This is a genomic window from Microbacterium sp. DWRC1-3, assembly GCF_049896645.1.
GTDB lineage: Bacteria > Actinomycetota > Actinomycetes > Actinomycetales > Microbacteriaceae > Microbacterium > Microbacterium maritypicum.
This window is the reverse complement of sequence record NZ_JAFCUS010000001.1, coordinates 1,536,555-1,562,378: the sequence shown is the minus strand read 5'-3', so window position 1 is coordinate 1,562,378 and position 25,824 is coordinate 1,536,555. Positions and strand designations below refer to the sequence as shown.

30 protein-coding genes and 1 tRNA gene are annotated in these 25,824 nt (G+C 66.8%); 22 read left to right on the top strand and 9 right to left on the bottom strand.

From position 1 onward, the window contains the following. Positions 1–91 precede the first annotated feature (91 nt). Positions 92–1,096 (bottom strand): LacI family DNA-binding transcriptional regulator, encoded by a 1,005-nt coding sequence (locus ACP699_RS07465; protein ID WP_426170363.1) that lies wholly within the window; start codon positions 1,094–1,096, stop codon positions 92–94. 286 nt (positions 1,097–1,382) lie between these two features. Between ACP699_RS07465 and ACP699_RS07460 the strand changes: the two genes are divergently transcribed. From ACP699_RS07460 to ACP699_RS07415, 10 genes are all read left to right on the top strand, one after another. Next, a complete protein-coding gene (locus ACP699_RS07460; RefSeq protein ID WP_426170361.1) occupies positions 1,383–2,699 on the top strand; it encodes an ABC transporter substrate-binding protein in 1,317 nt (438 codons plus the stop codon). Positions 2,700–2,800: 101 nt separating this feature from the next. After that, positions 2,801–3,940 (top strand): carbohydrate ABC transporter permease, encoded by a 1,140-nt coding sequence (locus ACP699_RS07455; protein WP_210697855.1) that lies wholly within the window; start codon positions 2,801–2,803, stop codon positions 3,938–3,940. Beyond that, positions 3,937–4,899, top strand: coding sequence for a carbohydrate ABC transporter permease (locus ACP699_RS07450; protein ID WP_017829124.1), 963 nt, complete (start codon positions 3,937–3,939; stop codon positions 4,897–4,899). Before ACP699_RS07455 ends, ACP699_RS07450 begins: the two co-directional genes overlap by 4 nt. A gap of 94 nt (positions 4,900–4,993) precedes the next feature. After that, positions 4,994–6,370 (top strand): cystathionine beta-synthase, encoded by a 1,377-nt coding sequence (locus tag ACP699_RS07445; RefSeq protein WP_426170358.1) that lies wholly within the window; start codon positions 4,994–4,996, stop codon positions 6,368–6,370. Positions 6,371–6,437: 67 nt separating this feature from the next. Further along, positions 6,438–7,592, top strand: a complete 1,155-nt coding sequence (locus tag ACP699_RS07440; RefSeq protein WP_426170356.1) for a cystathionine gamma-synthase — start codon at positions 6,438–6,440, stop codon at positions 7,590–7,592. A 128-nt stretch (positions 7,593–7,720) separates the two neighbouring features. Continuing rightward, positions 7,721–9,151 (top strand): multidrug effflux MFS transporter, encoded by a 1,431-nt coding sequence (locus tag ACP699_RS07435; RefSeq protein WP_371861282.1) that lies wholly within the window; start codon positions 7,721–7,723, stop codon positions 9,149–9,151. A 31-nt stretch (positions 9,152–9,182) separates the two neighbouring features. Then, positions 9,183–9,812 (top strand): phosphatase PAP2 family protein, encoded by a 630-nt coding sequence (locus ACP699_RS07430; protein WP_426170353.1) that lies wholly within the window; start codon positions 9,183–9,185, stop codon positions 9,810–9,812. A gap of 29 nt (positions 9,813–9,841) precedes the next feature. Further along, positions 9,842–10,444 carry a GNAT family N-acetyltransferase gene (locus tag ACP699_RS07425; protein ID WP_426170351.1) on the top strand — a complete coding sequence of 201 codons (603 nt, stop codon included), beginning with the start codon at positions 9,842–9,844 and terminating at the stop codon, positions 10,442–10,444. A 453-nt stretch (positions 10,445–10,897) separates the two neighbouring features. Then, a complete protein-coding gene (locus ACP699_RS07420; RefSeq protein ID WP_426170349.1) occupies positions 10,898–11,650 on the top strand; it encodes a YfbU family protein in 753 nt (250 codons plus the stop codon). Positions 11,651–11,713: 63 nt separating this feature from the next. After that, positions 11,714–11,875, top strand: coding sequence for a helix-turn-helix transcriptional regulator (locus ACP699_RS07415; RefSeq protein ID WP_200942435.1), 162 nt, complete (start codon positions 11,714–11,716; stop codon positions 11,873–11,875). Between the two features lie 132 nt (positions 11,876–12,007). Here the strand turns inward: ACP699_RS07415 and ACP699_RS07410 are convergent, their stop codons facing one another. Continuing rightward, positions 12,008–14,404 (bottom strand): phage tail tape measure protein, encoded by a 2,397-nt coding sequence (locus ACP699_RS07410; protein WP_426171550.1) that lies wholly within the window; start codon positions 14,402–14,404, stop codon positions 12,008–12,010. Between the two features lie 111 nt (positions 14,405–14,515). Between ACP699_RS07410 and ACP699_RS07405 the strand changes: the two genes are divergently transcribed. From ACP699_RS07405 to ACP699_RS07395, 3 genes are read left to right on the top strand one after another with little or no spacing between them, the layout of a single operon-like run. After that, positions 14,516–14,764, top strand: a complete 249-nt coding sequence (locus ACP699_RS07405; protein ID WP_157535561.1) for a hypothetical protein — start codon at positions 14,516–14,518, stop codon at positions 14,762–14,764. Between the two features lie 9 nt (positions 14,765–14,773). After that, positions 14,774–15,469 (top strand): hypothetical protein, encoded by a 696-nt coding sequence (locus ACP699_RS07400; protein ID WP_426170346.1) that lies wholly within the window; start codon positions 14,774–14,776, stop codon positions 15,467–15,469. A 57-nt stretch (positions 15,470–15,526) separates the two neighbouring features. Continuing rightward, entirely contained in the window at positions 15,527–15,865 is a 339-nt protein-coding gene (locus tag ACP699_RS07395; protein ID WP_426170344.1) for a hypothetical protein, read from the top strand. On the opposite strand, the gene ACP699_RS07390 is transcribed toward ACP699_RS07395, so the two are convergent. The 4 genes from ACP699_RS07390 to ACP699_RS07375 all read right to left on the bottom strand — a co-directional run bounded on the left by ACP699_RS07390 (position 15,858) and on the right by ACP699_RS07375 (position 17,731). Further along, complete coding sequence (locus tag ACP699_RS07390) at positions 15,858–16,130, bottom strand: hypothetical protein (protein ID WP_426170342.1); 273 nt, start codon at positions 16,128–16,130, stop codon at positions 15,858–15,860. The two genes, ACP699_RS07395 and ACP699_RS07390, sit on opposite strands and share 8 nt — an antisense overlap. 206 nt (positions 16,131–16,336) lie before the next feature. Continuing rightward, a complete protein-coding gene (locus ACP699_RS07385) occupies positions 16,337–16,918 on the bottom strand; it encodes a DUF3824 domain-containing protein (protein WP_157535559.1) in 582 nt (193 codons plus the stop codon). A gap of 19 nt (positions 16,919–16,937) precedes the next feature. After that, positions 16,938–17,282: a hypothetical protein gene (locus tag ACP699_RS07380; RefSeq protein WP_055865404.1), complete on the bottom strand. Its 345-nt coding sequence runs from the start codon at positions 17,280–17,282 to the stop codon at positions 16,938–16,940. Continuing rightward, a complete protein-coding gene (locus ACP699_RS07375; protein WP_426170340.1) occupies positions 17,282–17,731 on the bottom strand; it encodes a hypothetical protein in 450 nt (149 codons plus the stop codon). Before ACP699_RS07375 ends, ACP699_RS07380 begins: the two co-directional genes overlap by 1 nt. An 89-nt stretch (positions 17,732–17,820) precedes the next feature. Between ACP699_RS07375 and ACP699_RS07370 the strand changes: the two genes are divergently transcribed. Beyond that, positions 17,821–18,726, top strand: a complete 906-nt coding sequence (locus ACP699_RS07370; protein ID WP_157535558.1) for a hypothetical protein — start codon at positions 17,821–17,823, stop codon at positions 18,724–18,726. A 52-nt stretch (positions 18,727–18,778) separates the two neighbouring features. On the opposite strand, the gene ACP699_RS07365 is transcribed toward ACP699_RS07370, so the two are convergent. Together ACP699_RS07365 and ACP699_RS07360 are read right to left on the bottom strand one after the other, a co-directional pair. Further along, positions 18,779–19,072: a hypothetical protein gene (locus tag ACP699_RS07365; protein WP_055865393.1), complete on the bottom strand. Its 294-nt coding sequence runs from the start codon at positions 19,070–19,072 to the stop codon at positions 18,779–18,781. Beyond that, the gene (locus ACP699_RS07360) at positions 19,069–19,374 is read right to left on the bottom strand and encodes a hypothetical protein (protein WP_426170337.1); all 306 of its coding nucleotides are present in this window, start codon (positions 19,372–19,374) and stop codon (positions 19,069–19,071) included. Before ACP699_RS07360 ends, ACP699_RS07365 begins: the two co-directional genes overlap by 4 nt. Positions 19,375–19,632: 258 nt before the next feature. Here ACP699_RS07360 and ACP699_RS07355 point away from each other — a divergent pair, with 258 nt between their 5' ends. After that, positions 19,633–20,460, top strand: a complete 828-nt coding sequence (locus ACP699_RS07355; RefSeq protein ID WP_426170335.1) for a tyrosine-type recombinase/integrase — start codon at positions 19,633–19,635, stop codon at positions 20,458–20,460. 62 nt (positions 20,461–20,522) lie between these two features. Here the strand turns inward: ACP699_RS07355 and ACP699_RS07350 are convergent. Next, positions 20,523–20,610, bottom strand: a tRNA-Ser gene (locus ACP699_RS07350). A gap of 236 nt (positions 20,611–20,846) precedes the next feature. Here ACP699_RS07350 and mpaB (ACP699_RS07345) point away from each other — a divergent pair. Genes mpaB (ACP699_RS07345) through mpaA3 form a run of 7 tightly spaced genes read left to right on the top strand, consistent with a single transcriptional unit; the run spans position 20,847 to position 25,803 of the window. Beyond that, positions 20,847–21,854: a daptide biosynthesis RiPP recognition protein gene (gene mpaB, locus ACP699_RS07345; RefSeq protein WP_426170333.1), complete on the top strand. Its 1,008-nt coding sequence runs from the start codon at positions 20,847–20,849 to the stop codon at positions 21,852–21,854. Beyond that, positions 21,854–22,903 (top strand): daptide biosynthesis RiPP recognition protein, encoded by a 1,050-nt coding sequence (gene mpaB / locus ACP699_RS07340; protein ID WP_426170331.1) that lies wholly within the window; start codon positions 21,854–21,856, stop codon positions 22,901–22,903. The genes mpaB (ACP699_RS07345) and mpaB (ACP699_RS07340) overlap by 1 nt, the downstream gene beginning before the upstream one ends. Then, complete coding sequence (gene mpaD / locus ACP699_RS07335) at positions 22,900–24,159, top strand: daptide-type RiPP biosynthesis aminotransferase (RefSeq protein WP_426170329.1); 1,260 nt, start codon at positions 22,900–22,902, stop codon at positions 24,157–24,159. Before mpaB (ACP699_RS07340) ends, mpaD begins: the two co-directional genes overlap by 4 nt. Beyond that, positions 24,156–25,346 (top strand): daptide-type RiPP biosynthesis dehydogenase, encoded by a 1,191-nt coding sequence (gene mpaC / locus ACP699_RS07330; RefSeq protein WP_426170327.1) that lies wholly within the window; start codon positions 24,156–24,158, stop codon positions 25,344–25,346. The genes mpaD and mpaC overlap by 4 nt, the downstream gene beginning before the upstream one ends. Next, positions 25,347–25,481 (top strand): MpaA1 family daptide-type RiPP, encoded by a 135-nt coding sequence (gene mpaA1, locus ACP699_RS07325; protein WP_017829103.1) that lies wholly within the window; start codon positions 25,347–25,349, stop codon positions 25,479–25,481. Positions 25,482–25,521: 40 nt separating this feature from the next. After that, positions 25,522–25,647 carry an MpaA2 family daptide-type RiPP gene (mpaA2, locus tag ACP699_RS07320; RefSeq protein ID WP_255162400.1) on the top strand — a complete coding sequence of 42 codons (126 nt, stop codon included), beginning with the start codon at positions 25,522–25,524 and terminating at the stop codon, positions 25,645–25,647. A gap of 36 nt (positions 25,648–25,683) precedes the next feature. After that, the gene (gene mpaA3 / locus ACP699_RS07315; RefSeq protein WP_017829101.1) at positions 25,684–25,803 is read left to right on the top strand and encodes an MpaA3 family daptide-type RiPP; all 120 of its coding nucleotides are present in this window, start codon (positions 25,684–25,686) and stop codon (positions 25,801–25,803) included. Positions 25,804–25,824 lie beyond the last annotated feature (21 nt).

Sequence of the window (25,824 nt, the reverse complement as noted above, 5' to 3'; positions counted from 1 at the left end):
GTTTCTCAACGAAGGCCCCGGGTTCGCCCCGGGGCCTTCGTGCGTTTCCCGCCTGTCTCGCGGCCGCCCCGCATGCCGGAGTGCCGCGAGGTCAGCGCGGGGGAGCCGTGGAGCTGCGCACCACGAGGGCGGAGGCCGCGTCGACGAGTTCGAGCGGGGCATCGGGGTGTTCCATTTGCCGCGTCAGCAGGCGCACCGCCTCGTGTCCCTGGTCGCGTGGCGACTGTCCGATCGTGGTCAGGGCGAACATGTCCGCGTGCTCGTGGTCGTCGATGCCGACGACGCTCAGCTCGGTCGGCACGGCGATTCCCAGTCGCCGGGCGGCGATGATCGCGCCGATCGCGGCTTCGTCGCACACCCCGACGATGGCCGTCGGGCGCCGTCGCCGGTCGCCGAGCAGCCCCGCCGCAGCTGTGTAGCCGCCCGGCATGGTGGGCGCTGCGCCGGCCACGCGCGCATGCGCCGCGAGTCCTGCGGCCTGCAGTGCGCCGCGGTACCCCTCGAGACGCTGGGCGTCGCCGAAGCTCAGCTCCGCGGTGTCCGTCGAGCCGCCGACGAAGGCGATGTCGGTGTGTCCGAGTTCGATGAGGTGCTCGGTGGCGATGCGCGCGGCCGCCGTGTCATCGATCGACACGGCGCTCGAGCCGTCGCTGTACGGACCGACGCTGACGAGCGGTCGTCCGGTCCGCTGCAGCCGCTCGAGCTCGTGAGCGCTCGGCTGGATGCCCACGGCGATGATCCCGTCGAAGCGCCTCCCGGGTAGCACGCTCTCGAACAGCCGCTCCCTGGTCTTCGACCCCTCGGGAACGCCGTACAGCGAAAGGTCGTAGTCGAGGGCGAACAGCGACTCCTGCACCCCGGCGAGCAGCTCGGCGAAGAACCACCGGTCCACGGGCGGCATGACGATGCCCACGGTCTGGGTGCGTCCTGTCGCCAGGCTCGTGGCGGAGGAGTGCGCGACATAGGAGAGATCGCGAGCTGCGCTCTCGACGCGGTGCCGGGTCGCCTCCGACACGTATCCACGGCCGCTCAGGGCACGACTGGCGGTGGCCTTCGATACGCCTGCACGTGACGCGACATCCGCGATCGTGCTCATCGGTCCTCCTCGACCTGATCACGCGGCCTGCGTGGCCCGACGCGGGGTGCGCGCCGCGTCACAGCGTAGTCGTCGGCGCCGAAAAAGGGAACCGGTTCCAGGCGTGGGGCGAGGGAGCGCTCCCATATCGTCGGGAGCCGGTGCATCGAATGGTTGCGAGCTTGTGACCCTAGCGTGTTGTGCAGGGATGCGGATGGCCAGTAGGTTGGCCTGGAATCGGTTCCCTAACGATGCCCCGGGGTGGCATCGCACAGCCGGGAACCTGTACTCGAAGAGGAGAATTCACATGGCTCTGTCACAGCGTTCCCGGCGATACGCGCCGATCGCCCTGCTGGGGGTCGCGGGCATCGCGCTCGCCGGTTGTGGGGCTCCGGGTGGGGCACCCGGCACCGACGGGGGTGACGGAGGCGACGCCACCGTCACGATCTACGGCACGATCGTGGATGATGAGGCGAAGCTCCTCCAGGAGTCCTGGAAGGACTGGGCCGACGAGAACGGCATCACGATTAAGTACGAAGGCAGCCAGGACTTCGAGACCCAGCTCGGCACGCGTGCGCAGGGCGGCAACCCGCCGGACATCGCGATCTTCCCGCAGCCTGGTCTGTTCGCCGACTTCGCCAACCGCGACTACCTGAAGCCCGCGCCCGAAGAGGTCGAGAAGAACGCCAACGAGTACTGGACCAAGGACTGGGTCAACTACGGCACGGTCGACGGCACGTTCTACGGTGCGCCGCTGATGGCCAACGTCAAGGGCTGGATCTGGTACTCGCCGGCCAAGTTCGCCGAATGGGGCGTCGAGGTTCCCAAGACGCTCGACGAGATGGGCGCCCTCACCGAGAAGATCCAGGCGACGACCGGCACTCCCGCCTGGTGCGCCGGTTTCGAGTCGGGCACCGCGACCGGATGGCCGGGAACGGACTGGGTCGAGGACTACGTGCTGCGTCAGTCCGGTCCGGACGTCTACGACCAGTGGGTCACCAACGAGGTCAAGTTCACCGACCCGCAGATCAAGCAGGCGTTCGACTCGGTCGGCGAGGTCCTGCTGAACCCGGCCAACGTCAACGCCGGCTTCGGTGACGTGCGCTCGATCAACTCCACCGCGTTCGGTGATGTCGCTCCGAAGCTCGCCGGCGGCGAGTGCGCGCTGACCCACCAGGCCTCGTTCCTCTCGGGCTTCTTCCCCGACGGCACGAAGGTCGCCGAGGACGGCGACGTCTGGGCGTTCATGCTCCCGGGTGAGTCGGCGGATGACTCCGCCGTCACCGGTGCCGGCGAGATCGTCGGAGCGTTCAGCGACTCCGAGGCCACCCAGAAGGTGCTCGCGTACCTGTCGAGCCCCGAGTGGGCGAACAGCCGCGTCAGCCTGGGCGGTGTCACCTCCGCGAACAACGGGCTCGACCCCGCGAACGCGAAGGACCCGATCCTGCAGGAGACCATCAAGATCCTCCAGGACCCGAACACGACGTTCCGCTTCGACGCGTCCGACCTGATGCCGGGTGCCGTCGGCGCCGGCACGTTCTGGAAGGGCATGGTGGCGTGGGTCAACGGCACCCCCACGGACGACGTCCTCACGCAGATCCAGACGGGCTGGCCCGCCAGCTGAGAGATGAGGAGGGCCGCCCTCTGGGGGCGGCCCTTCTTCTCTCATGACGCCGCACGTCGATGTGCGGTCGTCGATCCGCTCCGCGTGATGAAGGGGAATCCGTGAACGCGACAATTTTCTTCCAGTGGATCGGCTCGCTCCCGCCGATCCTGCAGGCGGTCGCCGTCGTCATCGCATTCGCGGTGGTCGTGGCGGTCATCCTGCTCCTCGTGGACATCGCTCCACGCACGGGGGCGCTGTACACCGGCATCCGGCTGGCGATGTGCCTGCTCATCCCGCTCGCCGTGATGTGGTTCTTCAACTCCTATTACTGGGCGATGGGTGTGGCCGTCGCCGTGGGTGCGCTGTTCTTCTGGCTGGACTATCGATCACGCGATGGCGCGGGATACCTGATCCAGCTCGTCGCCTTCATGGCACCGGCGATCCTGCTGCTGCTGGTCGGCCTGATCCTGCCGTCGATCCAGACGATGTACTCGTCGTTCCTGAGCTCGTCGGGCAAGGACTTCGTCGGGTTCGCCAACTATCTGTGGATCTTCACGCAGTCCGACGGCATCACCGCGGTGGTCAACACGATCATCTGGGTGCTCGTGGTCCCGACCGTGTCGACGATCGTCGGTCTCGCCTACGCGGTGTTCATCGATCGCACCCGCGGCGAGAAGATCTACAAGGTCCTCGTCTTCATGCCGATGGCCATCTCGTTCGTCGGCGCCGGCATCATCTGGCGCTTCATGTACGAGTACCGCGGGCCCGAGTTCGAGCAGATCGGACTCCTCAACCAGATCATGGTGTGGTTCGGAGGCGAGCCGCAGCAGTGGCTGCTGAACGAGCCGTGGAACACCATGTTCCTCATCGTCGTGCTCATCTGGGTGCAGACCGGTTTCGCGATGGTGCTGCTGTCGGCATCGATCAAGGGTGTGCCGCAGGAGCTTCTCGAGGCGGCGGAACTCGACGGTGCGAACGCCTGGGAGCGGTTCGTCTCGGTGACCGTCCCCTCCATCCGGCCCGCCCTCATCGTGGTGCTGACCACGATCTCCATCGCCTCTCTCAAGGTGTTCGACATCGTGCGGACGATGACCGCCGGCAACTACGGAACCTCGGTGCTCGCGAACGAGATGTACACGCAGTTCTCGAAGTTCGAGGCCGGCCGCAGCGCCGCCCTCTCCGTCATCCTGTTCATCCTGGTGCTGCCGATCGTCATCTACAACGCACGCCAGATCAAGAAGCAGCGGGAGATCCGATGACCGACACCGTGAAGTCCGAATCCGCTGTCAGCACACGAGCGATCACGACCGGGGGCGGCCTCGATGGCGCTGCAGGGCGCACTCGCAAGAAGCTGTCGCGTCCCTGGGCATCCGTCGCCTCCATCCTGATCGCGGTGCTGTGGACCCTCCCGACGCTGGGGCTGTTCATCTCCTCATTCCGTCCTCGCGATCAGATCCAGTCGTCCGGATGGTGGACGTTCTTCTCCGACCCGCAGGTGACGTTCCAGAACTATGTCGACGTGCTGCAGTCCGGCACGACCCAGCTGACCATCCTCGAATCGTTCATCAACTCGATCGCGATCACCATCCCGGCGACGCTGGTGCCGTTGATGATCGCCTCGATGGCGGCGTACGCCTTCGCATGGATCGACTTCAAGGGTCGCAACGCGCTGTTCATCTTCGTGTTCGCTCTGCAGATCGTGCCGATCCAGATGGCGCTGGTGCCCCTGCTGAGCTCGTTCTCGCGAGGCATCAACCTCTTCGGGCTGCAGGTCACGACCCCGCTGGGCGCCTCCTCGGGCTACGCGCAGGTGTGGATCGCGCACACCATGTTCGCGCTGCCGCTGGCGATCTACCTCCTGCACAATTTCATGTCGGAGATCCCGGGGGAGATCATCGAGGCGGCGCGCGTCGACGGCGCCTCCCGCGGACAGATCTTCTTCCGCGTGGTGCTGCCCCTGACGATGCCGGCGATCGCGTCCGTCGCGATCTTCCAGTTCCTGTGGGTGTGGAACGACCTGCTCGTCGGACTGGTGTTCGCCGACGGCGCCGCGGCGCCGATCACGAAACTGCTCGCCGAGATCACGGGTACGCGAGGAAACGACTGGTATCTGCTCACGGCGGGCGCCTTCGTGTCGATCATCGTGCCGCTGATCGTGTTCTTCGCTCTGCAGCGCTACTTCGTCCGCGGCCTGCTGGCCGGATCGACGAAGGGCTGATCTTCGAGAGACGACGGGGGCCTTTCGAGGACGGATGCCGCGGTCGGGTGCAACACATCCCCGGCCGCGGCATCCGCGCGTCTACCCTGAAGTCATGAAGTACGCAGACTCCATCGTGGACCTCGTCGGCGACACGCCCCTCGTGAAGCTCCAGCACGTCACCGAGGGCGTCGCGTGCACGGTGCTCGTCAAGCTCGAGTACATGAACCCCGGCGGCTCTTCGAAAGACCGCATCGCCGCGCGCATCATCGACGCCGCCGAGGCATCGGGCGATCTGAAGCCCGGGGGCACGATCGTCGAACCCACCAGCGGCAACACCGGCGTGGGCCTGGCGCTGGTCGCGCAGCAGCGTGGCTACAAGTGCGTGTTCGTGCTGCCGGACAAGGTCGGTGAGGACAAGATCGACGTGCTGCGGGCCTACGGCGCGGACGTCGTGGTCACTCCGACGTCTGTCTCTCCCGACAGTCCGGAGTCGTACTACAGCGTGAGCGATCGACTGGCCAGGGAGATCCCCGGGGCGTTCAAGCCGAACCAGTACGAGAACCCGAACGGTCCGCGCAGCCACTACGAGACCACGGGACCGGAGATCTGGCGCGACACCGACGGCGAGGTCACGCACTTCGTGGCGGGCGTCGGCACGGGCGGCACGATCACAGGGACGGGCCGGTACCTGCGTGAGATCTCGGAAGGACGCGTGCGGATCGTCGGCGTCGACCCGGAAGGCAGCGTCTACAGCGGCGGCACCGGGAGGCCGTACCTCGTGGAGGGCGTGGGCGAGGACATCTGGCCCGGTGCGTATGATCCGACGGTGCCGCACGAGATCGTCGCGGTCGACGACGCCGAGTCCTTCGCGATGACGCGGCGACTCGCACGCGAGGAGGGAATCCTCGTCGGCGGGTCGAGCGGCATGGCCGTGGTCGGTGCGCTGCGTGTGGCGCGGGAGCTGCCGGCGGATGCTGTGATGGTGGTGCTGCTTCCCGACGGAGGGCGCGGCTACCTGGGGAAGATCTTCAACGACGGATGGATGCGCTCCTACGGATTCAGCGAGGTGGAGGACGGGGAGACCGTCGCCGACGTGCTCGCAGCTCGTCCGAGCCGGCAGGGCACCGCAATCCCCGACCTCGTGCACGCCCACCCGACCGACACCGTGCTCGAGGCGATCGGCATCATGACCGAGTACGACGTCTCGCAGCTGGTCGTGCTCAGCGCCGAACCGCCGGTCATGATGGGCGAGGTGGTCGGCACGGTCGACGAGAAGGGGCTGCTCGATCTGCTGTTCCGTGGCGAGGCGAATGCGACCGATGCCGTGGGCGCGCACGTGGGGGAGCGGCTTCCGCTCGTCGGCATCCACACCTCGGTCGCGCAGGCCAAGGCCGCGCTCGCCGACGCCGACGCGCTTCTGGTGACCGAGGACGGCAAGCCTCACACGGTCCTGACGCGTCAGGACCTGCTGGCGTATCTTTCGCGCTGAGCCGATGCCCCGACCCGGGGCGTAACCGGGAGGCCGTCCCCGCGAGGGCGGACGTAGGCTGAGGGGCATGTCCGATCACGCCTTCGCCACCCGAGCCATCCACGCAGGACAAGCGCCAGACCCCGTCACGGGCGCGATCATCCCGCCGATCTATCAGTCCTCGACGCACGTGCAGGACAGCGTCGGCGGTCTGCGCGGCGGATACGAGTACAACCGTGCGGGCAACCCGACGCGTTCCTCGCTCGAGACGCAGCTCGCGGCCTTGGAAGGGGGTGCGAGCGCGCTGTCGTTCGCATCCGGACTCGCCGCCGAGGATGCACTGCTGCGCGGGATTCTGAAGCCGGGTGACCACATCCTCCTGGGCAACGACGTGTACGGCGGCACGTACCGGCTGCTCGCCCGCGTGCTCGCTCCCTGGGGCATCGAGACCACGACGGTCGAGCTCTCCGACGTCGATGCCCTCCGTGCGGCGATCCGTCCCGAGACGAAGGTCGTGTGGCTGGAGACGCCGAGCAATCCGCTCCTGAAGATCGTCGACATCGCCCTGATCGCCGAGATCGCGCACGCGGCCGGTCTGATCGTCGTCGTGGACAACACCTTCGCCTCGCCGGCGCTGCAGCAGCCGCTCGCGCTCGGCGCCGATGTGGTCGTGCACTCCACGACCAAGTACCTGGGCGGGCACTCGGATGTGCTCGGCGGCACGGTCGTGTTCGCCGACGACCGCTTCTTCGACCAGGTCAAGTTCCAGCAGTTCGCGGTCGGTGCCGTCTCCGCGCCGCTGGATGCCTGGCTGACCACTCGCGGCATCAAGACCCTGGCGCTGCGGATGCGGCAGCACTCCGAGAACGCGCAGGCCATCGCCGAGTGGGCGCAGGAGCGTCCGGAGTTCGCGCAGGTGTACTTCCCCGGGTTGCCCTCGCACCCCGGCCATGAGATCGCCGCGAAGCAGATGAGCGGATTCGGCGGGATGCTCTCGTTCGGGCTCGCCGCGGGAGCCGACACGGCACGGGCATTCGTCGAGAGCACCTCGCTGTTCCAGCTCGCCGAGTCGCTGGGCGGCGTCGAGTCGCTCATCGGGTACCCGCCGGACATGACGCATGCCTCCGTGCGCGGCACCGAGCTCGCGGTCCCGGAGAACATCGTGCGGCTCTCGGTCGGCATCGAAGACGTGAGCGATCTGATCGCCGACCTCGAGCAGGCGCTCGACCGCGTCTCCCGCTGACCGCGCAAGACGCGGTATCCGAGACGCATCCCGCGCAGCTGCCAGGGTGCGTCTCGGATCTGTGGCGGTCGGAGGAGGGCAGAGCGGCGGTAACATAGGGGCTTCCCCAGGTCGAATCGATTCGACCCATGTATTCCCCCGAACTCTGGAAGGACGTCGTGTCCGACGCTCCCCGCACTGATTCCCTCCCCGTCGTGAAGGCGGACGATTCCGCTGCCGACGCGCAACAGGCCCCGCAGCCGGAGCGCACCGCGACGGGAAGCATCCGCATCCCGAGCGCGACCGGCGCGATCCGCACACTCGGCGCGAACCCCGCGACCGCTCCGGTCATGCTGCACCCCGGAGATGCCATCTCCCTCGGACGCCGGACGCTGTACATCATCCTGCTCGGCGCGCTCACGGCTCTCGGCCCGTTCACGATCGACCTGTACCTCCCGGCGTTCCCGGTGCTGGAGGAGGACTTCCAGACCACGGCCGCCGCGATCCAGCTGACCCTGACCGGGACGATGATCGGGTTCGCGCTCGGTCAGCTCGTGGTCGGACCGCTCAGTGACAAGGTCGGGCGTCGGGTGCCGCTCATCGCGGTCACCGCGCTGCACGTGCTCGCCAGCGTCGGGGCGGCCTTCGCGCCGGACCTCGGACTGCTCAGCGTCGCCCGCGTGCTCATGGGCGTGGGAGCGGCGGCCGGTGGCGTCGTGGCCATGGCGATCGTGCGCGACCTGTTCGGCGGGCGGCGACTGGTCGTCATGCTCTCGCGCCTCGCCCTGGTCTCGGGTGTGGCTCCGGTGATCGCGCCCCTGATCGGCTCGTGGCTGCTCACGCTCATGCCCTGGCGTGGGATCTTCGGCGTGCTCGCCGCCTACGGCGTGGTCATGCTGCTGTCGACGATCCTGTTCATCCCGGAGACCCTGCCCGTCGCACGTCGCCAGGGCCGGGGAGGAGCGACCATGCTGCAGCGGTACCGCTCCGTGCTCTCGGACCGGGTGTTCCTCGGCGTGCTCGTGATCGGCGGGATGACCTTCTCCGGCCTGTTCTCCTACCTGTCGGCATCGCCGTTCCTGTTCCAGGTGACGCACGGACTCGATGCGCAGCAGTACGGTCTGCTGTTCGCCGTGAACTCGCTCGGTGTCGTCTTCGGCGTGCAGACCGCGTCCCGACTCGCCGCGCGCTTCGGGCCGCAGTGGGTCATGGCCTACTCGACCGCGGTGCTGCTGCTCGCCGGAGTCGCGATCATCGTCACCGATCAGCTCGGCCTCGGGTTGTGGGGCACGGTGATCCCGCTGTTCGTGTTCATGACCGCGTGCGGATTCACGTTCCCGAACGTACAGGTGCTGGCGCTCGACCGTCACGGAAAAGCCGCAGGAACCGCGGCCTCCATCATCGGCGCGACGAACTTCGGCGTCGCCGGCCTCATCTCGCCCGTCGTCGGATGGCTCTCGCACGACGCCGGGATCACCGCGACGACCATGGCCTCCGTCATGGTCGGATGTGCCGCGATCGGCATCCTGTCGCTCTGGTTCGTCGTGCGTCCGCGGACGGTCGGGATGCTCGCTCCCTGAGTGTTCAGGCATCGTCCGACAGAATGGGACGATGAACAGGCGGATGCTGCTGTGGTGGGGAGTGGGCCTCCTCGCGCTCGCGACGGTGCTGGGTGCCGTGGTCGTGTTCGCCTACCCGGCGACCCCCGGGTTCGATCGGTGGTGGAACGACACGATCGCCGTGGCCCGTGCGGACTGGATGGTCGACTTCGCCCTCGCGCTGAACTGGGTCGGTGGCGGCTGGGTCGCCATCCTCGGAGTGCCGCTGCTGACGATCCTGGTCCTCGTGATCGCACGGCGGTGGCGTGGTGCGCTGTTCGCCGCTCTCTGCTTCGCCGCGAGTGCCGCCGGTGTGCAGCTGCTCAAGCAGCTCTTCGGGCGTGCGCGGCCCGACGACATGCTGGTGGTGAGCGACTACGGCTCGTTCCCTTCCGGTCACACCGCGAACGCCGCGACGATCGCGCTCGTGCTCTGGGTGCTCTTCCCGCGGGTCTGGGTCGCGATCGTCGGGGCGGCATGGGTGCTCGCGATGGCCCTCTCGCGCACCTTCCTCTCGGTGCACTGGGCGACCGACACCCTCGGCGGTGCGCTGGTCGGCGCCGGTGTCGTGCTGGTGCTCGCCGCCTGGCTGCTCCCGTGGGTGCAGCGCAACAGAGTCGCGGTCGAGGCGCCGATAGGCTGACAGGACCCGTTCCCTCCCGAGGAGTCGCCGTGTCCCGCATTCGTCCGTACCGCCCCACCGATCGTGCCGCGCTGTACGAGATCTGCGTGAAGACGGCGGATGCCGGGGCGGATGCGACCGGTGTGCTGTCGGAAGATTCGCTGTGGGGCGACCTGTTCGCGGTGCCCTACGCCGAGCGTCATCCCGATCTCGCGTGGGTGGTCGAGAGCGACGACGAGCGCACGATCGGCTACATCGTGGCGACGGACGACACCGACGCCTTCTACACCTGGTTCCGTGAGGAGTGGTGGCCGACGCTCGAGGGACGCCACCCCCGGCCGGTGGAGGTGGCCACGCGGGAGGATCGGATGATCGACTACGGATACAGCCGCGCCGCCGGCATCGAGCCGAACGTCGCGGATCACCCGGCCCACCTGCACATCGACCTGCTTCCCGAGACACAGGGGCAGGGCCTCGGTCGCCAGCTCATCGAGACGCTGTTCGCCGAGCTGACCCGGCGCGGGGTGCGCGGGCTGCACCTGGGGATCGACCCGAACAATGCCGGTGCCGCCGCCTTCTACGAGCGGCTCGGGATGACGCGCCTGCCGGCGGAGCCGGGTGGTCAGATCTACGGCGTGCGCTTCGACGGCTGAGCCCTCGCGATTCCGGCGGCGAGGGCGGGCCCCGGTGCCCGCCCCTTCGGGGTCCCCCACGCCCCATCAACAAGAAGAGAGCCCCCGCACCAGCGGGGGCTCTCTTCTTGTTTGGCGGTGACGGCGGGATTCGAACCCGAATCGATCCCTCATGATGGCGCGGATCGGCCCGCGATCCCGCGTCAGCACAGAGATTCTTGCTCATGACGGTCGACTTGGTGCCCATCGGATTACTCGATGTGTTGCCACGATGTTGCCGCAGGAGCGGGTTCGGCTGCTGAGAGATGTGATCGGACGCGCGAGCTGATGACCACGGAGCAAGCAGCAGAGTGCGTCGGCCGGAGATCGCAGGTGATTTGCGTGTCCTGATGTGCGAGGCCGTTCCAGTGTATGCTTGGATGACAGTATGACTGTATGACAGGTATGTCATACACGCAACATGAAAGGAAAATTATGGCTGTTCTGAACGTCCGATTGGACGACGACGCATACGAGAGCCTCAAGGATCTCGCGGAAGCCGAAGGTAGCTCGCTGAGTGAGTTTGTTCGTGATCGACTCCTGGAGTTTGTCGTACCGTTGCCGCGAGAGCATGGCGACGAACCCGCGCCCGATTCATTCAGCACTCGAGATCGCCTGATGTTGTCTCTGCTCCATCGCATCCTCGCTCGCGTTCTTCCGGAGGATGCGGATGGCGACGACGGGAACATGGACTATCAGCTGCAGAAGGCTCAGATCATCGAATCTGGTTTTACAGGCGAGTATTGGTTTGAAGTTGCCGGCTTCGAAACCGAGCTCTCGAAGCAGGACTGCCGTCGAGTGATCGATATCCTCCAGATGTTTCGGATTATCACGTTCAGTATCGAGCGCTTGCAGAAGCAGGGCGAGAAGCTGGACGAGGCCTTGCTCTATGGCCTTCGCTTCCGTGGCTTCGACCACAACGACTCGCTCGAGGGGCACATGGCGCGGTACGTCCGTTACCAGATGCGGGATGAACTTCACTGGGCGGAACTGCAGCCGCAGGCTGAGGCGGCCGACGACGGGAACTCTCACATGCAGATGCTCGACATCTATATGCGGATGCTGACGGAGTACCGGAAGATCATGAAGACCCGTGAGCGGAGATTTGACCGCGACGCCTACTTCCTGAGCGCCGACGAGCTACGTGCGATTGATGCCGCCACCGTGCATCCGTCGAACCGAACGTAAGGTGACGGCGGTGGCCCGTGCGACTCTTCGAGGCCGAGGTGCGGTCGCCACATGAATCAGCTGATGACGATCGAGCAGGTAGCGGACGTGCTCCAGGTGCCGGTGGACACGGTCTACGCCTGGCGGTCGAAGCAGTACGGGCCGCCCGCTTTCAAGGTGGGCAAATACTTGCGCTGGAAGCCGGAGGTCGTGGAAGCATGGATCGATGCGCAGCCGAGTCATTGAGCGGTTCTGCGGTCGAACTGGCCCGAGGTGCTGAGAGAGGAAAGAGCACGGCTGGAAGGTCCTAGTGAACCGACTGCCGTGCTCTTCCGCTGAGCGTACTCCGCGCCAGGTGTGTCCGTCGACCCCGGTGGCCTATTCGGATCCGAACTCCCTCCGGAACTCGTCCGCCACCTGCCGCACCGCGAACCGCGGGTCACTGTTGTGGATGGTCGCGGGGAACACGTACGTGGGCCCACCAGATGACGCAGGGCCACCAGGTACGACGGAACCGCCGCCGTCGGCGTAGGAGGCCGCATCCGAGGGGATGTATCTGCCGCCGAGGCGTTCGGCGGTGACGGCCATGATCTGTTCCGAGCGAGCGCGCTTCGACGGCGCGAGAGGGATGTACGCCTCGCTGCCCGTTTCAGGCTCAGCCCAGATGAGGTATTCGCCGGCGCGGGCGAACTGTGCCACGTGATTCTCCGACATGCCGCCTTGGGCGAAGGCCGCTATGGATGGTCGGATCCCGCCGTCGGCGAAGTTCACGATCCCGCCGTCGGCCTTCTTGATGCCGTTGAGGTAGCCGGCGAATGCATCGTTGAGTGCTTGCGTCTTCGGGTTCAGCCAGACGTTGATCGTCTGCGAGCCGTAGTCGCGCATGAAGTCGTGGATCTGCGTCCTCGCCGTCGCGGTATCGACGGTGAACTTGATCTGCTCCGGCGTCGGCATGTTGAAGACTTCGTCGGCGAGGTCGTGCACCCGGTCGGCGTTGTAGCCTGCCTCGATCGACGAGTCGATGAACGCCTGCTTCTGCGCCGCGAGAGTGTCATTCCACTTCAGGGCCGCGTCGTTGGCGGACATCGTCTGCAGGTCGACCTCAAACTGCTTCGCTGAGGCCTCCTGGGCTGCCGCGGCGACACCGGCGAGCGAGTCCACGTTCGCGGATCCCGCCTCGGTGTTCCGGTCCATGGAGAGCGTGAACCCATCGAGCGTGCCGTTCGCCGCCGCATAGGCATCTTTCTGCTTCTGCACCTCATCGGAGATCCCCGCGAGCGCCGCCTGGTAGTCCGCGTTCGCGCTGATCGCGTCCTGGTTGTTGCTGTTGGACTCGTTGATCTGATCGAGTAGCTTCGAGAGCTCGTTGTTCAGCTGCTCCACGGAGTCCGCTTCGGCAAGGTAGGCCTCGGCGGCTGTCTTGGTCCCCTCGGCGGAGCCCTTGTTCGCGTCTTCTTCCTGTTTCTTGAGTCGGATGCCTTGGTTGATGCCGTCATTCTGCGCCTGGATGCCGTTGATCATCGCTTCGAGCGCGAGACGGGTCTCGTAGGCGTTCATCCCCGTTTCCTGTTGGATCTGGTTGAACGCGTCCTGGTCACCACTCAGCGCAGCGTAGTACCGGCTCAGGTCGTCGATCGCGTCCTTGTCCTTGAGGGCGGCGTCGGTGACGACGTCGAGGCCGACACCGAGCTTCTCCGCCGCATCGGCCGCGGACTGCCAGTTGAAGGTCAAGAAGTCCCCACCTTTCAGCAGCTCGTCGATCGCGAGGTCGCGTGCGGCCTCGCCGACACGGTTCGTTCCCTCTTCGATGGTGTCGGCGTACGACTCGGCGACGGCGCGCGCGGCCGCCTGCTTTGCCATGAGCAGCCCGACGACAGTGATGATTCCGGTGAGCGCGAGTCCGGCACCCGCGCCGGCGAGGGCGGTCTTTCCCATCGTGGTGTTGGTGTCCGCCAGGGCCGCCTTGAGCTCCAGGAACTTCACGCGTGCGCCGATAGCTCCGCCGCCGAATAGAAGGATGGCCGCGGTGGCGACGCCAAGGGCGAGCGCAGTGGCCTGGATCGGCTGGGGCCAACCGGCGTAGACGTCGACGAGCTCGGTGACGGCTTGCGTCATGCCGCGGAGGACGTCGTTCGCCGCGCTACCGGTGCGAATGAGTGCAGTGTCGAACGCGCCGCCGAGCTTCTCAATGTCGCCGGCCAGGTTGTCCTGTCGGATGCGGGCCTGCTCTGCGGCATAACCGGAGTCGTCGACAGCAGCGGTCCACTCGTTCACGCCTGCCGCGCCGCCCTCGTACAGAAGGGTGGCGGCGTTCAGGGACTCGTTGCCGAAGATCCGGCCGAGGGCGGCAAGGCGCTCCTGCTGCGTGAGGCCACCGAGTCGGGTCTTGAGCTGTTCGGCAATGCCCGCAATCGAGAGCATGTTCCCGTTGCCGTCGAACATGCTGATGTTGTATCGGTCCATCTCGCTCGCGGCGGCGGCGGAAGGGGCTTGGAGCGACGCGAGAACGCCGCGCAGCGATGTGCCAGCTTTCTCGCCGATGATTCCCTGTGTAGCGAAGTAGGCGATTGTGCCCGCGGTCTCGTCGAGCGAGAGCCCTACCGAACCCGCGAGCGGACCGACGTACGTGAGCGCGAGCGCGAGATCATCAACCGAGCCTTGCGCCTTTCCTGCCCCCGCGGCGAGAACGTCGGACACGTGCGCTGCCTGCTCCGCAGGAAGACGGAACTGGGTCAGGGTGGTCGCCATGATCTCGGCGCTGCGCGCGACCTGCAGTTGACCGGCGGCGAACTGCTCGACGCCGCAGAAGGCGAATGCTGGCCGAGCAACCAGTGCGACGCGGAGTGGGCGCTACTCCGGAACTGGGCGATCCAGACTGAGTGCCTGATGATCGACGAGGCGGAGAACCTGGCGTGGGAGCAGGCGATGCGCGAACTCGCTGGACGCGACCTCGCGTACCCAGAGTGGATCGAGGCGCGAGGGGAGGCGCTCAAGGCCCGCACGCGCGCCAGGAAGCTCGCCCAGGCCAACCTCCGGTACAAGTACGGGTACCGCGGACACAGGCGTTGGGGGTTGCTCCGCACGGCCGTGCGGGAGCAATACCGGCGGTGGTCAGCTGGTGACGAAGACGGCTAGCATCGGGCCATGGTCTCACTCAAGCCACCGCCTCGAAGCGGAGACGGAACGAACTTCATCGACCAGTTCGGCAGCACTTTCGGGACGAAGGATGTGACGGTGACGCCGGGGACCGAGCGCCCGGAACGCCCCGTCGCGACCTATCCCGCGGTGATCAGCGCGAAGAGCGCGCAGTTCAACGTCGACACACCCATATATGAGGGTGACGGCTTGGAATGGGACGACCCTCGCGGCGGTCGTATGCGGCGATTCGCGGCTCAGGTCGACGTGAACGACGCGGGCGGCGCGGCTGCCTCCCTCGCGCACGTCAGAGTCGAACTAGCAACGACGGGCACCACTGCACCGCAGAAGCGCGTGCCGCGCGTTGATGGGCACGTGATCGTAGTTAACGGGTCAAACGTGAACATCGCACTCGAGGGAGCCACGATCACGCAGCAGATTCCGGTGAGTGCCGGGTATGAAGCGCTCGCGGATGCTGTTGGCAAAGCGCTAGCGGTGATCGAGCGGACCGAAGGCATTGACCCCGACGAGATCGAGTTCGCGAGGGAAGCTGCCACGCAGGTTGTCGAGGAAGCTGCAAAGGCTGAGCCCGATAAGGCAGTGATCAAGAAGGCACTACCCATGCTGCGGGGCGTCCTGAGTGCTGCTGCCACGTCGGGCGCGGGAAAGGCCGCGAGCGAGCTCGTTGCCCAGCTATTCACCTGATCGAGCACCGCGTTGCCGCCGAGGCCTCACCACCCGGGTGCGCGCTGGGGCGCAACGGTGGCGGACCCACCGCTCGATAAAGTGCCGATTGTGGACTGTGAAGAGTATCGAATCAGCTGTCAGCTTGAGCGCATAGCGGACTCTGTTGGTGGCGGCGGTGGCGAAACATTCGTCGCTACGCTCCTCGCAACAGTGGTCGGCGCGCTGATCGCGTTGCTCGGCTCTTGGCTGCTCGATCGAGCTCGGTCGAAGAAGGACGCGGCAGACCGGTACGAGCGGAATCTCGACGCGGCGCTGCAACGCACCATGGAGGAGATCGGGGAGCGGATGCGCGAACTAGCGACAGCCAAGGGGTGGCCGCTCACGCCACCGACGGAAACTCAGCGCGTCAGCTAGCCTGGCCCGCATGGTCGCAAGAGGCGCCGACGCGGACGCCACCAAACAAATGCAGTATGCGATCGATCGTATCGGGGACAGTGGCGAAGGGTCGACGGTTCAGAGAAGGCAAGTCGAGATCGTGGGTCAAATCATCCGAGCCTGGCGTGAGGGAAGCCACACAGCGGCGAAAGCTCAGGAACGCTTCGCCGGAGTAGCGCCCGACGTTGGCGGGACGGCTCCATGAGCGTTGCAGGAAGCGGATCTGCCTCGTGATGCCGTACACGCGTACACGCCTGACGCGTGCGCGCGTAGGTGTGACCGATCGAGTCGGAAGGCGAGGAGTAGGGTCGTGCCAGGAACGCGACAGGCAGTCCCCTCGGACAGCCGGGCCGCGTTTCTCTTTGGTATCGTGGCGTGTAGAGCGCGGCAGGCAGTTCCCACGAACAGCTGAGCCGCGTTCTGCGATTCCCGAGCGGACTACTCGTCATCTCATGTTGCGGGAGGTGTTGGGGTCCACTCGAGCTCAGTGCGCAATGCGGCACCAAGCTCGTCCATCATGCGCTCGACGTGCTCGGCGAAGCGCGACGATCGGGCAAAGGCGGCGTTCTCCACGTCATTGCCGCTACGGCCTTCGTAGACGCCAGGATCGAGGCTGGCCGCGATCGAAGCAGACCGAAAGCTGTCGACTGCTGCACGGAGCTCCGTGTCGAGCAGGCGGGTACGGAGCCGGTTCACGTCCACCCCGTTGACGTGCATCGCATCGCTAAGTTCCGATGGGAGTTGGGTTTGCTTCCCCTCGCGTGCTTGCATGTGGTCGAAGAACATTGCGCGCCCGGTGAGTCTCGCCATCTGCTGGATCGCGTCTTGGAGTTCAAGCAACGTCTTTAGCTGGAACTCGTGGCGCTTCTGTGTTGCCAGCGCATCCCGGTCTTCCGCGCGAGCCTCACGTTCGCGAACGGCCATTCGTCGGTCACGACGAGCCTCGTTGATGCCGCCTAGCAGGTACCCGGATGCGCCGGCGATCAACGTCGCACTTGCTGTGACAATCTGCGTCCAGGGAACATCATCCATTCTGCAATCATGGCGGAAGTCACGCGTGGTGCCGGTGGAGATCGTATAGCTGGTAGCTGAGGCGCCGGTGGGCTTTCGTCTCGCGGCCGTCGCGCTGGCGTGTCGTCTGGGGGAGTGCGAGCAGGTCGTTCATCAGCTCCGCTTCGCGTTGTTGGCGCTTGAGGTCGCAGTCGACTCGGTGTGCGTAGGTGCCGATACTGGTTCGCCAGTCGTCACCGAACCAGAGGCCTTCGTGTCGGGCGATGTTGGTGACGGTCCCGGCGGCCACATGGTGCTTCCTGGCGATCGCATTGCGTCCGAGCTCGCCGATGCGGATGTCGTCGGCGATCGCGCTGCGCGTCGCGGGTGCGAGCGGGGCGGGCATCAGGCGGCCCCGCTCGCGTGCTCGTGTTGGTCCGCCTCCGCCTCGTAGTGCGCTGCAGTGTCTAGGTACCAGGGTTCGATCTCCCCGCGCGAGACGGCGTCGCGCAGGCGTGCGGCGTGGGCGCGGCACCAGGCGATTCGTTTCGCCGCGGCGGTAGCAGCGGTGTCGCGCTTCGGGCGGGTCTGCTTGGCTGCGCCGCGGCGGCCGGCGTTCGACGTGGGTGGCCTGGGGGTGGCGCGGTGGCCTGCCCAGTACCCAATCTTCGGGTCCGCGACGTTCGCATACTGACGGCAGAGGAGTGCGACGTCGCATGTCCAGCAGATCTCGGCGAGTTCTTTCGCGACCGTGGGCGTGATGCGGTCTTCCGTGAAGCGGGGGTCACCGTTGCACTTCGGGGCGCGCATCTCGAGCGCTCGGGAGAGCTGGTCGTATGCCGCATCGGGTGACATAGGGTCATAGTAACCCTAACCCCATCGCGACAACCTATTCGCCCTCGAAGGTGTCGCGCTGGTACTTGGTGAGTGGATAGTCTCGCGATGTGAGTGATCGTTCTGTGCGCGTCGACGAAGCGACTGTTCAGCAGTGGGCGGAGCTCGCGCTCAAGGTTCGAGCCTTTGATGACATCGTGGAGCGGTGTAGTCGACCGCAACTTGGCAGCTACTTCAACGTTGTGGATGACGCGTATCCGCGTGAGGCATTTAGCCAGTGGACGCGAGAAGGCTTGCGCTCGGCCCTTGATCACATTCGTATCTGGGCCAACCATGCGGTGCCTTTGGAGCAGCCGGAGGGGGTCGTCGTTCATCATGAGGGTTTCCGGTGGTCGTTCACGCTGATGCGAGGGGCGATTGAGGGAGCGGCGCAGTCTCTTTGGTTGAGTCGGGCAAAGACGGTAGATGTTGCGAAGACCAGACTTGTCCGGGCAGTCCGTCACGATCTGCGTGAGCAGAGACTTGCCTGGCTTGCGATGGGGTCGGACGTTGGGCCCGTCGACGCACGCGTGGTCTTTCACGAGGCAGCCGCGGCGGAGCTGGTCGAGTTCGGGCCTAACACTGACAGGCTCCCGTCGATGGTCAGCATGATTCGGGATGCAGCGACCGAGACTAACCAGGACCCAGACCGACACGAAGCTAACTGGCGAGTATGCAGCGCGGCAGCTCACGGAAAGGACTGGGCCATTCTCGAGCTCCAGACATTCGTCGATCGGGTGGAATGGCGACCCGGCCAATATCACTCCATAGGCCACCCTGATCCTGACCGTCTGACCGAGATTCTGGACGACGCAGTCTCCCTTCTCTCGCTAGCCGGGATCCAGTACCTCGTCGGCTCCGGATATGACCCGGCCCTGGAGATCCGACGGTCGATAGTTGTCGCCGCTCGGAAGATGCCGCAGAAGGACGGCGGCGCGCACGTGGAGAAAACCGCGAAGCTGTTTGGCGTCGACTAGGGCCCGTCAGGCTCTGGGAGCCCGGGGGCTCTCTGCTCCCGGGTAGAGGCACTCACGCGTGAGGAGTGCCTCCACCTGGGAGTGCGGCCGTCCTAACCGTCCAGTGCTCGTAAGTGGCGGTCCACATCGGTCGCCCTGCGGAGGATCCGTGGCGGCTCGGCAGCTGTGCAGCCAGTTCGACGAGGCGCGTCGCTAGAGCTGTGGCCACGTTCTTGCTGAGTGCTTCTGTGGCGGCCCTCCCGTCGAGATCAAGGATGAAGATCCCGTCGGGGCCACTCGGGCCGATGGCGAACGCGCAGAGCTCTTCGGCATGCTCGCGGGTGAACTGTTCCTCAGTGATGGTCATCCGCGGGGCTCCTCTGCGGGCTTGTCCAGGTCGACGCCCGCGATGAATGCGAGCGTCGTGAGGGCCGTGCCGGTGTGTAGGACGATGCCAGCCTGGTCCAGCAGCGTGACGTCTCGATCGCGGACCTTGATCTTGAGGCCCTCGCGGCGTGCGACGGCGCGAACGTGGCGGACGTCGCGGCGGTGCGCCGCATCGTGGTCGTCGACGCCCTCTGCGCTCACGACGATCCCGGTCTCGCCGTCGCGGTGCAGAAGGTCGTATGTGCCGTGCCAGAGAATGAGGGCGTCGTCGGCCAGATGCACCCCGATCTTCTTCTTCTGGCGGGATGAGTCGGTGCTGAAGAAGTCGAGGCCGTGGCGGTAGGTACCTCGCTTGTCGAAGGACCACGTCTCGCGCAGGATGCCGCGCGTGGTCGAGGTCGGGAAGGCGAAAGGCGACTATGTCAACCCGGCCGATGCCCGGGAGGATGTTGCGTCGATCGCTACGGCGTGGCTCAGGGCGCGTGAGCAGGTCATGAAGCCGTCGAGCTACCAGCGCTCCGGGGCTCGTGGGAGACGCACGTGCAGGCTCGCTGGGGTGCTCGCGCGGTCGGGAGTGTGAAGCACTCCGAGGTGCAAGACTGGGTGGCCGAGCTCTCGCGCGACCGTGCTGCCACGACCGTGCTGCGCGCGCACGGCGTGCTCGCCGCGGTGCTTGACGTCGCGGTGAAGTATCGGCGGGTGAGTCGCAATGTCGCCCGAGGTGTCGCGCTGCCTCGGAAGGTGCCGAAGTCAAAGCCCTACCTGACGCACGAGCAGGTCGCCGCACTCGCCGCGGCAGCCACGTACCCCGTGCTGGTCCTCTTTCTGGCGTATACGGGCCTCCGCTGGGGTGAGGCTACCGGACTGCGGGTCAAGCACGTAGACGCGCTCAGGCGACGCGTGAGCGTCCAGGAGAACGCGGTGCTCGTCGGGGGAGTGGTGCACGTCGGGACGCCGAAGACGCACGAGGCGCGCTCGGTGCCCTACCCCGCGTTCCTGTCGCTCGAGATCGCGCGGCTGTGCGAGGGCAAGCGGCGCGAGGATCTCCTGTTCGGCGACGGCGTGACGCACATGCGGCTACCCAACAGCGTGCGCGGGTGGTTCGCCTTCGCGGTCAAGCGGGTGCGCGAGGCTGACGACGAGTTCCCCAGGGTGACCCCGCACGACCTCAGGCACACCGCGGCGTCGCTCGCGATCTCGGCCGGCGCGAACGTGAAGGCCGTACAGCGGATGCTCGGGCACGCCTCGGCGAGCATGACGCTCGACACCTACGCGGACCTGTTCGACGACGACCTCGACGGCGTCGCTGACGCTCTCGATCAGGCTCGCCGTGCGGCGGTTGTTGCCGAAGTGTTGCCACGGGCATAGGTCAGCCCACGAGAAAGGCCCCGCCTTCCCTGTGTTTCGTAGGGGAGTCGGGGCCTTCATCGTGGCGGTGACGGCGGGATTCGAACCCGCGGTTGCTTGCACAACACACGCTTTCCAAGCGTGCTCCTTCGGCCGCTCGGACACGTCACCAAGGAACAACCTGTCCATCCTATCCGATGCCGGGCGTGCGACAGGACAGATCGCCGACACCCGGACCTTCGGCACCCCCGGATGTGAAATATTGCACGTCACATGCCGTCTGGATAGCCTCATCTGAGGACGTATCGCCTTCTATCGTGATACGACGTTTCTCTGGGGGAAGCATGCAGGCGAGTTCGACGGCGACACGAAGCGGCCACCGCACCGCGACGGCTTTCGAGCAGTATGTGAGCGCACGGCGCGGTTTCGTCGAGGGAGCGGTGTTCTTCCTGGAATCCGGCACGCACCTCGAGGCGGTGCTGAGCGGGAGCAGGCCGGGGGACGTCGTCTTCACCCCGGCGGGCACGGCCGTGCGGAGCGATCCGCGCGTCGTCGAATACGACGGGCGCTTCTGCAGGCCCGGTGACCAGCTGACCTTCGACGGCAGGCAGACGCTCGAACTGCAGGAGTACGTCGCCGTGCCCTTCGTGTCGATCGTCGGGCCCACCGTCATCCGGCAGTGCAGCGCGGAAGGCGTGGCCGCCTTCTTCAGCGACGCCGACACGGCGAGGGAAACCGGCGTCTTCGTCGAGCAGCTGCTGAGCAGCGCCGTTCTCATCGACTCTCTCGTCTCCTTCGTCGGGACCGACCACGAGCCGGACGCTCTCGTGCGGGTCCACGTGAGCGCAGACGGCGAGTACCGGGACGGCCCCGACGGACTCGTTATCGGGGAGGTCGGAGATGAGCGTGCGGACGTCGAGGCCCGCGCCGTCGACGGCGCGGGCCGAGGGCGGGCCTTCGCGCGCATCGTCGACCGCGGCATGTTCGAGGCCGACCTCGACGACAGACGGTGGCTCGCGCGGTACGTGGCGGCGCTCGAGATACTGCGTCAGTGGGACGGGATCCCGGCGCGTCTGGCGATCTCGGGGTTCGGTGGGCACATCGTGCGCGCGCTCGACGAACTCCCCGCGCTCCTGGGCGTCGTATCCGCCGACGCGCCGTTCCTGCTGACCGGCGGCGATGACGAGTATCTGCTGGTGGATCCCGTGACTCGTCGTCGGTTCCGCCTCGGGGTCGACGCCGCGCGTGCGGCCGAATGTCTGATCGCGACGGGAGACGAGTCGGCGGCGGTGTCCCTGCTCGCTGCCGAGCTCGACAGGCGCGCGAGCAGCGTCGCTCCCGTGGTGCGGGAGGTCCGCGGCGACCTGGCAGCGGCGGGTCTCGACGTGGCCGCGAGCCGGGACGAAGGCCTCTGATGCGAGACGACGACCACGCTGCTCAGCCGGAGCTCTTCGGCGCCAGGGCGCTGCGCGAATGGATCACCGGCGAGCATACGGAGCACTCCCGGATCTTCCTCCTCGAGAGCGGAGCAGACGTCAACGACCTCGACGACGTGGCCGGTCACGACGACGTGGTCCTGTTGCCGGCGGAGAGCGCGCCGTATGACGGGCTGGCCGGCACCGCCCGGTACAGCGGCGCGCTGCGCGAGGTCGGCGACGAGCTCTTCTTCGGCGAACGCGGCGTCGAGCTCCAGGACTACGTCGCGGCGGCGTTCGTGCAGATCATCGGTCCCACTGCCGTCCGCTTCTTCGATGAGACCAGCTGGCGTGCCTTCCTCGACGATGCGGAGCTCGCGCGCCGCACCGGAGTCTTCCCCTCGGCGTTGACCGATCCGCGGGTGCTTCTCGCCGATCGCGCTGCGCTGGTGAGGCCGGATGGGCTGGAGGCCCCGAGCGCTCTCAGACTGAGCCCGGACGGCGCGGTCAGCCTGGGCCTGCAGGGCGAGATCCTCGGCAGCACCGCCGATCTCGAGGCGCTGCTCACGGTTCCGCTGCCCGGTGCTGCGGCACTGGGAGGCGTCGTGCCCCGTGATGTGCTCGCAGCCGACCTGGCGAGTCGCGAGTGGATCGCGCGATACCTCGGAGCAACGGACCTCATCAAGATGCTCCGGCTGGAGACTGCGACCGCCAAGATCTCCGGATTCGGCTGGTCGCTGATCGATGACGGGCGCGCCGACGCCGAACCGCTGGCCACGGATCCGTTCCTGCTCGACACCGACGACGGTTTCCTGCTCGCGGACATCGGATCCCTGCGCCGCCAACTGCTGTCGGAGTCGACGGCCGTCGTCGTCGCCGCCATGCAGACCTCCCGTTCGACCGAGGTCGCGGCCGACCGCGTGGCTCGACGGCTCGGCATAGCGACATCCGACGCCCGCGCCCTGTGCCGCGAAGCCCGCACGGCGCTCAGCGTCCACGTCGGCACGCCCGACGATGCGCGCTGCCGAACCGAGGAGGTCGAAGGGTGAGCCTGCCGCACGCGCTGTGGACGTCGATGCTCCCCGCGGACGAGATCTTCACGCACGACCGCGTGGCCGTCGGCGCGGCCGGGAACCGCATCGAGTTCGCTGACGGATCCACACGTCTGTGCGCGACGAGCGGTCTGTGGAACGTTCCGCTCGGCTTCGGGAACCCGGCGGTCGCCGACGCGGTGGACAGGGCCACGCGTGACGCCTCGTACCTGTCGTTGTTCAGAGCGCCCCATCGGTACGCGCAAGACGCGTCGGAAGCCCTCATCGAATTGGCGGACCCGAGCCGCTACCGCCGCGTCATCTTCTCCACGTCGGGCGGGGCGGCGAATGACGCCGCGATGAAGCTCGCACGCCAGTACTGGTCGCAGAAGTCGGGCGGGTCCCGTTCGATCGTGGTCGGCCTCAGAGGCGGCTATCACGGCACGATGTACGGAAGCCATGCCCTGAGCGGAGACGACCTCCTCCAATCCGCCTACTTCGTCGACCGCAGAGCGGTGAGACACGTCTCTCACAGCGACGACGGCGAAGAGCTGGAGACGCTGCTCAAGCGAGAAGGATCCAGGGTGGCGTCGGTCGTCGTGGAACCCGTCCTCGGCAGCGGCGCGTACGCACTGTCGGAAGCGTTCATCGATCGCCTCCTCGCCCTCAGGGAGGAGTACGGCTTCCTGATCGTCGCCGATGAGGTCGCCACGGGGTTCGGCCGCACCGGGACGATGCTCGCCACCGACACCTGGGCGGCGGCACCGGACGTCCTGATCCTCTCCAAGGCACTGACAAACGGCGCGATGGGCGCCGCGGCGCTCCTGGTGGGTGACCGGGTCGCTTCCGAATTCGTCCGCGGGGGCTGGACGTTCGTCCACGGCGAGACGCAGGCGGGGACCCCGGCCTGCGCGGCGGCCATCATCGCGGTGATCGAGGAACTGCGCCGCATCGATGTGGAATCGACCGCCCGAGCGCTGGGAGCCGGGCTGGGGGAGTTGGCGACGTCGTTGCTGTCGGACGGCGTGGTCACGGAGATCACCGGAAGAGGGTGCTTCATCGGGCTCGGGCTTCGCACCGAGGATCAGGCCCCGCTCTCCGGGGCGGAGGTGCTCCGCGCCGTCGCGGCCATCGCGCGCAACGGCGTCCTGGTGCAGCCCGGTCCCAGCTCGATCGAGCTGATTCCCGCCTACGGGTTCACCGCGGACGAGCTGCATGAGGTGGGCGCAGCCATCCGCTCAGGGCTGGCTCAGGCGCAGGAGGCATCCGCATGACCTCGGACTTCGCTGGTCGAGTTCCCACCCTGTGGCACGGAGAAGGGATCGCCCGGCAGATGATGGAGCGCCTCACGGCGGGCCGCGAGACTCTCGTGGTGGCGGACGCGGCTGTCGCGGCCCCCTTCCTGGACGGCCACTCGGCGAGAACGGTGACGATCGACGCACCCGCGGTGAACGTGGCAGCCGTCGTCACGATGGCGCAGGAGATCGTCCACCGGTCGCCGAGCGTCATCGTGGCCGTCGGCGGAGGAACCGTGCTCGACGCCAGCAAGATCGCCGCACTGGCGCTCGCCCGCGGGCGCGTGTTCGACTACGCGATCGGGCATGCGTCGAGGTCGGCGCTCACGTTCCTGCCCGACGCCCTGCCGGCTGTGGACATCATCGCCGTGCCGACGACGCTGGGCACGTCGTCCGAGACGAACAGCGTCGGCATCCTCACGACCGACCGCGGTCACCGACTCATCGTGGGACACGCCCTGAGACCACGGCACGCGATCATCGATCCCTGCAACCTCACCTCCCTCACGCCCGAAGCCGTGAGGGAGGGAGCGCTGGAGGCGTTCCTCCGTCTGGCGGGCGCCTCGACGAGCGCGCGGAGAAGCGCCAGAGGGAACCGCGACGCCGTCGCCCTCGGCCGAGCGCTCATCGACGCGGCGACCCGCGACCCCGACTCGGCGGCGGGAAGGCTCCGCATCGCGCGACTGAGCGCCGCGACCCAGCGCAGCGCGGCGCTCAGAGGGCGGGATCCCTACAGTGCCCGTCATTGGTATGTGGCGAACGAAGTCGCCTTTCTGCTGCAGGTCCGCAAGATCGTCGCCACGGCGGCGGTCATCGCCGCGGTCTGGCGACGAATCTGCTCGGGAGACACGCGCTGGGGCGATCGAAAGAGCCTGGAGGGGTTCTGGGCGCGGGCGTCGATCGGAACGACATTGCCCGTCGAACCGCCCGCCGGGATCGCTGCGCTCCTCGACCGCTGGGGGATTCCGCGTCCGCCCGAGCCGAGCGCTCATGACGTGGACCGCATCTCCGCCGCCACCGAAGCGGCATGGGGAAATCGCCGGCCGATGCTCCCCGGTCTCATCGCGGGCGACTTCCGTGATCTGCTCCGCGAATCGTGCTGGAGCCCTGAGCCGGTCGGCGCAGATCGCCGACCATCGACCGTGCTTTCGAAGGAGGTGAATTAGATGGGCAGAAATGAGGAGACGAGTATCCGGTTCCAGGAACTGGAAACGATGGAGGCCCCCAGCTGGGAGAGCTTCTATCAGGGCGCGATAGGTGCGCTGGTTCTCATCGGGATCGGCGCAGCCGCCGCGACGTGACCTCTGGTGGCGGAACACGAGAAGCGGAAGGGAGGTAAGGATGCACACCGCAATGCCGACGCTCGAGTTCACGGAACTCGAGGCCATGGAGGCCCTGAACGACACCGATGACTACATCCGCGGATTCGCCGTGGGCGTGATCATCGGAATTCTCGCCTTGACCTAGACCCAGCATTCGAAAGCTCGACAAAGGAGGTTCGCCTTGCAGACGGAATCGCTGGAATTCACAGAACTCGAACACATCGACGCACCGCTCGAATGGTGGGAGCACGCCAGCTACATCATCGCCATCATCGGCGGAGCGGCAGCGATCGCAACCTGACCGCGGGGTGCGGGCGTATCT